The organism is Caulobacter sp. P1_B12_2, assembly GCF_056406675.1.
This window is the reverse complement of record NZ_JBFTZS010000182.1, coordinates 1-8,392: the sequence shown is the minus strand read 5'-3', so window position 1 is coordinate 8,392 and position 8,392 is coordinate 1. Positions and strand designations below refer to the sequence as shown.

The 8,392-nt window shown below is 67.9% G+C and carries 7 protein-coding genes and 1 pseudogene; 4 read left to right on the top strand and 4 right to left on the bottom strand.

All coding sequences use genetic code 11. The annotated features are described in order from the left end of the window. A pseudogene (locus AC1DZ6_RS12930) lies at positions 1-217 on the top strand (DUF808 domain-containing protein); the annotation flags it as partial. A gap of 33 nt (positions 218-250) precedes the next feature. Here the strand turns inward: AC1DZ6_RS12930 and AC1DZ6_RS12925 are convergent. From AC1DZ6_RS12925 to AC1DZ6_RS12915, 3 genes are all read right to left on the bottom strand, one after another. Continuing rightward, entirely contained in the window at positions 251-838 is a 588-nt protein-coding gene (locus tag AC1DZ6_RS12925; RefSeq protein WP_477097579.1) for a sigma-70 family RNA polymerase sigma factor, read from the bottom strand. A gap of 82 nt (positions 839-920) precedes the next feature. After that, positions 921-1,568 (bottom strand): DsbA family oxidoreductase, encoded by a 648-nt coding sequence (locus AC1DZ6_RS12920; protein ID WP_477097578.1) that lies wholly within the window; start codon positions 1,566-1,568, stop codon positions 921-923. Positions 1,569-1,679: 111 nt separating this feature from the next. Then, positions 1,680-1,940, bottom strand: coding sequence for a helix-turn-helix domain-containing protein (locus AC1DZ6_RS12915; protein WP_477097577.1), 261 nt, complete (start codon positions 1,938-1,940; stop codon positions 1,680-1,682). 307 nt (positions 1,941-2,247) lie between these two features. Here AC1DZ6_RS12915 and AC1DZ6_RS12910 point away from each other — a divergent pair, with 307 nt between their 5' ends. Further along, positions 2,248-2,925: a FadR/GntR family transcriptional regulator gene (locus AC1DZ6_RS12910; protein WP_477097576.1), complete on the top strand. Its 678-nt coding sequence runs from the start codon at positions 2,248-2,250 to the stop codon at positions 2,923-2,925. Here the strand turns inward: AC1DZ6_RS12910 and AC1DZ6_RS12905 are convergent. After that, positions 2,893-3,489 (bottom strand): gluconokinase, encoded by a 597-nt coding sequence (locus AC1DZ6_RS12905; RefSeq protein ID WP_477097575.1) that lies wholly within the window; start codon positions 3,487-3,489, stop codon positions 2,893-2,895. The two genes, AC1DZ6_RS12910 and AC1DZ6_RS12905, sit on opposite strands and share 33 nt — an antisense overlap. A gap of 167 nt (positions 3,490-3,656) precedes the next feature. Between AC1DZ6_RS12905 and AC1DZ6_RS12900 the strand changes: the two genes are divergently transcribed. Both AC1DZ6_RS12900 and AC1DZ6_RS12895 read left to right on the top strand, forming a co-directional pair. Continuing rightward, on the top strand, positions 3,657-6,674 hold the full coding sequence (locus tag AC1DZ6_RS12900; RefSeq protein WP_477097574.1) for a glycosyl hydrolase family 28-related protein: 3,018 nt from the start codon (positions 3,657-3,659) through the stop codon (positions 6,672-6,674). Positions 6,675-6,748: 74 nt separating this feature from the next. Beyond that, positions 6,749-8,392 (top strand): glycosyl hydrolase family 28-related protein (locus tag AC1DZ6_RS12895; RefSeq protein WP_477097573.1); only part of this gene is annotated, 1,644 nt, incomplete at its 3' end.

Below are 8,392 nucleotides of genomic sequence, written 5' to 3'. Positions count from 1 at the left end.
CGGCGGGATCATCGTTCATGGCCTGGAGCACTTCCACCTGACTCCCGTGCCGCACTGGGTCGAGGGCGCGTCGCACTGGGCCGGAACGGCTCCGGTGATCGGACCGGTCACCGGGTGGCTGGCCATGGCGGCGGGTTCGGCGGTGGTGGGTCTGATCGTCGGCGGCGTGATCGTCGGTGTCATGCACCTGATCCCACGCAAAAAGGCGGCGCACTAGGCGCCGCCTTTTCGTCGTCTTGAGATCGCGGCCTTAGGCGGCGCGGGCCGTCCGGTAGTCGTCGATCTGACGGAAGATCGACGCCATGGCGGCGTGGGCCGGCTTGTTGTCCTCGTCGATCTGGCCTTCGGCGAAGATCAGGGCCAGGCGGTCGCGAGCGCGGCTGACGCGGCTCTTGATGGTGCCCAGCGCCGCGCCGGTGACTTCGCTGACTTCCTCATACGACATGCCGGCGGCGCCGATCAGGATCAAGGCCTCGCGCTGGTCGGGCGGCAGCATGTCCAGAGCCCGGCGCATCTCGTCCAGCTCCAGGGCGGCGGTAGGATTGGAGACCGAGACCAGGGTCCGCTCGGCCACTTCCGGGTCGAGCGCGCACGAGCGCCACGAACGGCGCTTTTCCGAATAGAAGACGTTGCGCAGGATCATGAAGGTCCAGGCCTTCATGTTGGTGCCCGGCTGGTAGGAGTTGCGCGAGGCCAAGGCCTTGGTCAGGGCGTCCTGAGCCAGGTCGTCGCCGTGGCTGGCGTTGCCCGTCAGAGAGCGGCCAAAGGCGCGCAGGTGCGGGATCAGGCTGACGAGCTCGCGCTCGAAAGTGGTCTGGGCCGAAGTCGGATTGGTCATGGAATAATCCCCGTTCGGGGAATAAACGCTCTCGCCCGACTAAGGCTCCGCTTCAAAGTAAATATATTTGACCGAACGCCGGTCAGTCCTCGGCGGCGATCTGGCGCAGGGCTTGTTCAAAGTACTCCGGCGGCTGGCCGCCCGAGATCAGGTAGCGGTCGTTGATCACCACGGCCGGCACCGAACTGATCCCCGCCGACTGCCAATGGCGCTCGGCGTCGCGGACCTCCTGGGCGTACTGGCCTGAGACCAGAACCTGGTGGGCGGCGTGCGGATCCAAGCCCGCCTTCATGGCGGCCGCGWCCAGCACCTCGTAATCGGCCGGGCTCTGGTTGTCGGTGAAATAGGCGTCGAACAGGGCGTGCTTCAACGCCTTCTGGTCGCCGACCAGCCCGGCCCAGTGCAACAGGCGGTGGGCGTCGAAGGTGTTGTAGATCCGGCTGTTCTCGTCCGTGACCATCGAAAAGCCCACCGAGGCCGCCCGGTCGTGGATGGCCTGACGGTTGGCGGCCGACTGCTCGCGCGTGGAGCCGTACTTCTGGGCCACGTGCTCGACGATGTTCTGGCCTTCGGGCGGCATGTCAGGATTGAGCTCGAAGGGCTGGAAGTGGATCTCGGCGTCGACAAGGTCGCCGACCCGCTCCAGCGCGGCCTCCAGTCCGCCCAGGCCGACGATGCACCAAGGGCAGGAGACGTCGGAGACGAAATCGATCTTCAAGGGCTTGGTCATGGCGCGGTCCGATAGCGGCGAGACCGCAGATATAGGCGGTGCGCCAAGGATTGCACGACGCCAATCCTCGCGACGCGCCCGGGGCCTCGGGCGCGTTCGCGGGTTCGAAGGTTATTGGGAGACGGTTCGCAGCCCGCGCACCAGGGCTTGGGCGGCGATCGCGGCCTGGGTTCGGTTGTGAACGTTGAGCTTGCGCATCAATGCGGTCATGTGGGCCTTGACCGTGGCCTCGGCGATGCCGAGGTCGAAGGCGATCTGCTTGTTCAGCAGGCCTGAATTGACGCCTTCCAGAACCTTCAGCTGGGTCGGGGTAAGCCCGTAGAAGGCCGTCTCCTGATCCCGGTCGATAACGCGGACTGCCGTCGCGGTCATTCCTGAACCCCTCTGCCTCATCCCTGCGCAGCCATCGTGGATGGCGCGTCGCCCGTTTGTTTTGCTCGCCGACTGATGGTCGGCGAATCCGGGTCACGTTCGGATGGTAACGCTATCTGTTGGACAAGTTCAAGCGGTTTAGCCAATGTGAGCGTGAACATTTCTCCAAGTGGAGCGGTGTGCTGAAACCTGTCATACAGCTTTTCGGGTTAGGTCCATCGTCTGCCGGCCGTGGCGCAGGCCGACATCCGCTTTCTTAGGAGAGCGAATGGCGCGATGGTGCGCCGCATGAGCTGGAGACCGATGGATGAGTGAAGGCCGCCTGGCCGACCGGGCCTATACGGGCATCGTGGAGATGATCAACGCCGACGGATTGACCGTGGGCGATCGTCTGCCGTCCGAGGCTCGCCTGGCGGAAATCTTCGGCATGTCGCGCACCATCGTGCGCGAGGCTCTCGTCCGGCTGGCCGCCGACAGTATCACCGAGGCCCGCCGTGGGGCCGGCTCGTTCGTGAAGAACCGTCCGTCCGACAAGTTGGGCGCCTACATGCCGCTGTCCGAACTGCCCACGACCCTGGGCAGCTACGAGGTGCGCTTCGTGCTCGAGGCCGAGGCGGCGCGGCTGGCGGCGGCGCGGCGTTCGGCCGAGGAAATGGAGAGCATAGAAGAGGCGCTCTCCGACCTGCGCGCGGCCCTGCTGTCGAACGCGCCGGCCCATGTCGAGGACATGGAGCTGCACCGCCGCATTGTCGAGGCCACCGCCAATCCCGCTTTCCTGGTGACGTTCGAGGCGTTGCAGCCTGACGTCGACCGGATCATGCGCGCCGGCGTCGACATCTCGCGATCGCGACCACCGGAAGCCATCGCCGAGATGATGCGAGAGCACGAGATGATCGTTGAAGCCATCCGCGCGCAGGACGGCGACGGCGCCGCCCTGGCCATGCGCTGGCATCTATCTCGGGGTCGAAAACGCCTGATGCCCTGAAGCGCGGGGCGGGCCGGCGGCCTGACGCGCGTCGGCTTCCAGCCAGGCCTGGGCGATCTCGCACAGCCGTTCGGGCGGAGAAGCGGCGTCGAGCCCGAAGACCGCCTCATCCGCGCCGGGGCGCTCGAGCGTGGCGAGCTGACTATCCAGCAGGCTGGCGGGCATGTAGTGGCCTGAGCGATCGGTGAGCCGCCGCAGGAGCTCGTCGCGGCTGGCGTCCAGCAACACGAAGCGCGTGGGGGCCGCGATAGCGCCGCGCAGGCGCTCGCGATAGCTGCGTCTCAGCGCCGAACAGGCCGCCACGACCGGTCGCCCCGAGGCGACGGCCTGGCCGATGGCCAAGCCCAGCCGATCGAGCCAGGGCCAGCGGTCGTCGTCGTCGAGGGGCTGGCCGGCGCTCATCTTGGCGACCGCGCGGGCGTCGTGGAAATCGTCGCCTTCCAGGAACGGACAGTCGAGCCTGCCGGCCAGGAGGGCGCCGAGCGTCGATTTTCCGCTCCCGCTCACGCCCATGGCGATGATGGCGAGTCCGGGGAACAGGGCGGGGCGGGATGGCGACGGCAAGCGGCTTCCCTTCAAAGCCGGCCGGCCTGGCGAATGAACGACAGACCAGCCGCACGGTTGAATCGGGTTCTACCGGGCTGCCGACGGGGCGTAACTACGACCATGGTCGAGGATGGCGGGTATGCGCCAATTCCTTATCGATAAGGGATTGTGACGAGGAGAGCGGCATGAGAGCGGTCCTTTTGGCGGCGTTTATGGCGGTTTCGACCCCGGCCCTGGCCTCGACCGGCTCCGTCCTGCTCACCGCCCCCGACGATCCGCGCGCGATCACCGTCAAGGGTGTTGGCGACGGTCGGGCGGACGACACCGACGCCGTCCAGCACGCTATCGATAGCGCCCGCGACAAGACCGGCCATGGGCTCGTCTTCCTGCCGTCGGGCCGCTACCGGCTGACCCGCAGCATCCTGGTGCCGCCGGGCGTGCGCATCTTCGGAGTCGGTGCGACCCGGCCGGTCTTCGTGCTGGGGCCCAACACGCCGGGCTTCCAGAAGGGCGTGGGCACGATGATCGTGTTCACGGGCGGCGATCAGTACCAGGTCGGCGATATTCCCGTCCCCGTTTCGACGGTCGTCCCGTCGACCGTGAAGGCGCGCGACGCCAATTCCGGCACCTTCTATTCGGCCCTGAGCAATGTCGACGTCGAGATCGGGGCCGGCAATCCGGCCGCGGCGGCGGTGCGGTTCCGCATGGCCCAGCACGCCTTTCTCAGCCACATGAACTTCCGCCTGGGTTCGGCCTTCGCCGGCGTCTACCAGGCCGGCAACATCATGGAGGACGTCCACTTCCAGGGCGGCCGCTACGGCATCGTCACCGAGAAGACCTCGCCGGCCTGGCAGTTCACCCTGATCGACTCGACCTTCGACGGCCAGCGCGACGCGGCGATCCGCGAGCACGAGGTCGATCTGACCCTGGTCAACGTGGCCATCAAGAACACGCCGGTCGGCATCGAGATCGACCGGGGCTACAGCGACAGCCTGTGGGGCAAGAACGTCCGCTTCGAGAACGTCTCGAAAGCCGGCGTCGTCATCTCGGCGGAAGATAACGTCTTCACCCAGGTCGGCTTCGAGAACGCCGTGGCGACCAACACCCCGGTGTTCGCCCGCTTTCGCGAGAGCGGCAAGACGGTGGCCGGCCCAATGGGGGGCAGGGGGCGCGCCTACCGGGTGGCCTCGTTCACCTACGGCCTGACTCTGCCGGGCCTTGGCCAGATGGGCGAGTACAAGACCAAGGTGGATCTGTCGGCGCTTACGGCCTTGCCGGCTGCCACGGCGCCGGCCCTCCGCGATCTGCCGCCGGTCGCGGACTGGACCAACGTCAAGACGCTCGGCGTGAAGGGCGACAGTACGAGCGACGACACCGCCGCCCTGCAGAAGGCGATCGACACCCACCGCGTGCTCTACCTGCCGACTGGCTTCTACAAGGTCACCGACACCCTGAAGCTGCGGCCGGACACCGTGCTGATCGGCCTGCATCCGGCTCTGACCCAGCTGGTGATCCCCGACGACAATCCGCGCCATGCCGGCGTCGGACCGGTGACGCCCGTGCTGGAGACGCCCAAGGGCGGCGACAACATCCTGTTCGGGATCGGGATCTTCACCGGACGCGTCAACCCCCGCGCCTCGGCGCTGCTGTGGCGGTCGGGGGCGGCCTCCCAAGTCACCGACGTCAAGATCATGGGCGGCGGCGGCACGCCCACCATGGACGGCAAGTCGCTGGGCGCGGCCCAGGCGCGCAGCGGCGATCCGGTGGCGGACGGCCGCTGGGACGCCCAGTACCCCAGCATCTGGGTGACGGACGGCGGCGGCGGCACGTTCGCCAACGTCTGGAGCCCCAACACCTTCGCCTCGGCCGGCTTCTACATCTCCGACACCAAGACGCCCGGCCACATCTACGAGGTCTCGGTCGAGCACCACGTGCGCAACGAGTTCGTGCTCGACAACGTGGAAAACTGGGAATTCCTGGCGCCTCAGACCGAGCAGGAGGTCGGCGACGGACCTGACGCGGTCTCGCTGGAGGTGCGCAACTCGCGAAACATCCTGTTCGCCAACTATCACGGCTATCGGGTCACCCGGTCGTACCATCCCGCCGAGACGGCGGTGAAGCTGTTCAACTCGACCGACATCCGCTTCCGCAACGTTCATGTGAACGCCGAGAGCGGCGTCGCCCTCTGCGATGCGATCGGGTGCGGCACCTATCTGCGGGCCAGCAAGTATCCGTTCGAGAACGCAATCCAGGACGAGACGCGCAAGCTGGAGGTGCGCGAGCGCGAGTTCGCGGTGCTGGACGTGAAGGGCGACCCGTCGCCGGTCGCGACGATCGACGATCCGAAGGTCAAGAAGCTGGAAAGCGGCTTCTGGTCGATCTCCGGCGCGACGGTGGGCGCGGACGGCGCGCTCTATTTCGTCGAGAAGCGCTTCCAGCGGATCTACCGCTGGACCAAGGCGGGCGGCCTGGAGGTGGTGCGTGACCACTCGCTGGACCCCACGAACCTGGCGGTCGACCGCTCGGGCAAGCTGCTGGTGGTGTCGTCCTACGGTCCGCAGGCTTCGGTCTACTCGATCGACCCGGCCGGCCCCAAGGACGCCATGACCCTGATCGCATCGACGCCCGTGGCCCAACGTCCCGACGCCAAGACCCTGTTGCCGGTCAACTGGTGGAACAACGGCGAGTTCAGAGACCAGTACGATCCTGCGTCCGGCCAGTTCACCACTCTGGCCGAGATGTTCGCCCGCGACGTCGCCACGCCCAAGGCCCGGGAATACGTCTCGCCCGACGGCAGCCTGGTGCTGCCGGCCTTCCGCGTGTGGCAGCAAGGGCCGCCCGACCATGTCGGCTGGCGCTGGGCCGACAGCCTGCAGGCCCATGGCCTGATCGGCGGCACGGTCGGCGAGCGTGTGTTCGTCACCAACGAGTCCGAGGGCAAGACCTATAGCGGCCAGGTCGGACCCGCCGGCGCCCTGACCGAACTGAAGGTCTTCGCCAACCGTGGCGGCGAGAGCGTCGCGGTCGATGGGCAGGGACGGGTGTTCGTCGCCAACGGCCAGATCTTCCAGTATGAGCCCGACGGTCGGCCGGCCGGTCGCATCGACCTGCCCGAGCGGCCGCTGCAGCTGATCTTCGGCGGCGACGACAAGCGGACGCTCTTCGTCCTCACCCATCATTCGCTCTACGCCGTGACGCCCTGACCCAGCGTGTTGACGACTCCTATCGGCGCAAGCGGAATAGTCCCGTCCGCCGCCGGATCAAGAAGAGGCTGCCCATGAAGAGCTGGCTTGTCGCGCCTTGCGCGGCCCTGATCGCACTGCTCGTGGCGGCGAGCCCGTCGCCGGCAGCCGCTTCGGTCTCGGCCTTCGCGACCGCGCCGGACGATCCGGCCGCCGTGGTCGTGCGGGGCAAGGGCGATAGCCGCGCCGACGACGGCGCCGCCATCCAGGCCGCGATCGACGCGGCGGCGGCCAAGGGCGGCGGCGGTCTGGTCTTCCTGCCCTCCGGCCGCTACCGCATCAGCAAGACGCTCTTCCTGTGGCCGGGCGTCCGGGTGTTCGGCGTCGGCGCCACGCGCCCGCAGATCCTGCTGGGCGACGCGACGCCGGGGTTCCAGAAGGGCCTGGGCAACATGGTGATCTTCGCCGGCGCCAAGCGCGACCCGGCGCGGCGCGTGCCGTTCCCGCCGCCGGGCAGCGTGCCGTTCGACAAGGACGTCGCCGACGCCAATCCCGGCACCTTCTACTCGGCGATGAGCAATATCGACTTCAAGATCGGCGCCGGCAATCCGGCCGCGACGGCGATCCGCCTCCACGCGGCCCAGCACGCCTATCTCAGCCACATGGAGTTCGACATCGGCTCGGGCTTGGCGGGCCTGCACCAGGTCGCCAACGAGGCCGAGGACCTGCACTTCAAGGGCGGTCGCTACGGCATTCTGGCCGAGAAGACCTCGCCGGCCTGGGGCTTCGTGCTGCTCGACTCCACGTTCGAGGGGCAGCGCGATGCGGCGATCCGCGAGCACGAGGCCGGCCTGACCCTGGTCAATGTCGCCATGCGCGACACCCCCGTGGGGATCGAGATCGACCGCGGCTACGGCGACTGGCTGTGGGGCAAGGACGTGCGCTTCGAGAACGTCTCCAAGGCCGCCGTCGTCATCTCCAACGAGAACAACGTCTACACCCAGGTCGGCTTCGAGAACGTCGTGGCCGTCAACACGCCGGTGTTCGCCCGCTTCCGCGACAGCGGCAAGACCGAGCCGGGCAGGGGGCGCGCCTATCGCGTCTCGTCGTTCACCCACGGCCTTACGCTGCCGGGCCTGGGCCGGATGGGCGAGTACAAGACGCAGATGATGGCCGAAGCGATCCCCGGTCTGCCGGCGCGGCGCGCCCCGGCGATCCGGGCCCTGCCGGCGACTTCCGACTGGGTGAACGTGCGGACCCTGGGCGCCAAGGGCGACAACGCGGCCGATGACACGGCCGCCATCCAGAAGGCGATCGACACCTATCGCGTGGTCTATTTCCCGGCCGGGTTCTACCACGTCGCCGACACGCTGCGGCTGCGGCCGGACACTGTGCTGATCGGCCTCCATCCCAGCCTCACCCAGATCGTGCTGCCCGATCGCACACCCGGCTATCAGGGCGTGGGCGCGCCCAAGGCGCTGGTCGCCTCGGCCGCCGGCGGCGACGCCATCGTCTCGGGGTTGGGCCTCAACACCGGCGGGATCAATCCGCGCGCCACGGCTCTGCTGTGGACGGCCGGCGCCAATTCGCTGGTCGACGACGTCAAGTTCCAGGGCGGCCACGGCACCGACCTCTATGACGGGACGCGGGTCGTTCCCTACAACGCGAACGGCACGGCTGACGCCGATCCGGCCAAGCGCTGGGCGGGCCAGTATCCCAGCCTGTGGGTGACGAACGGC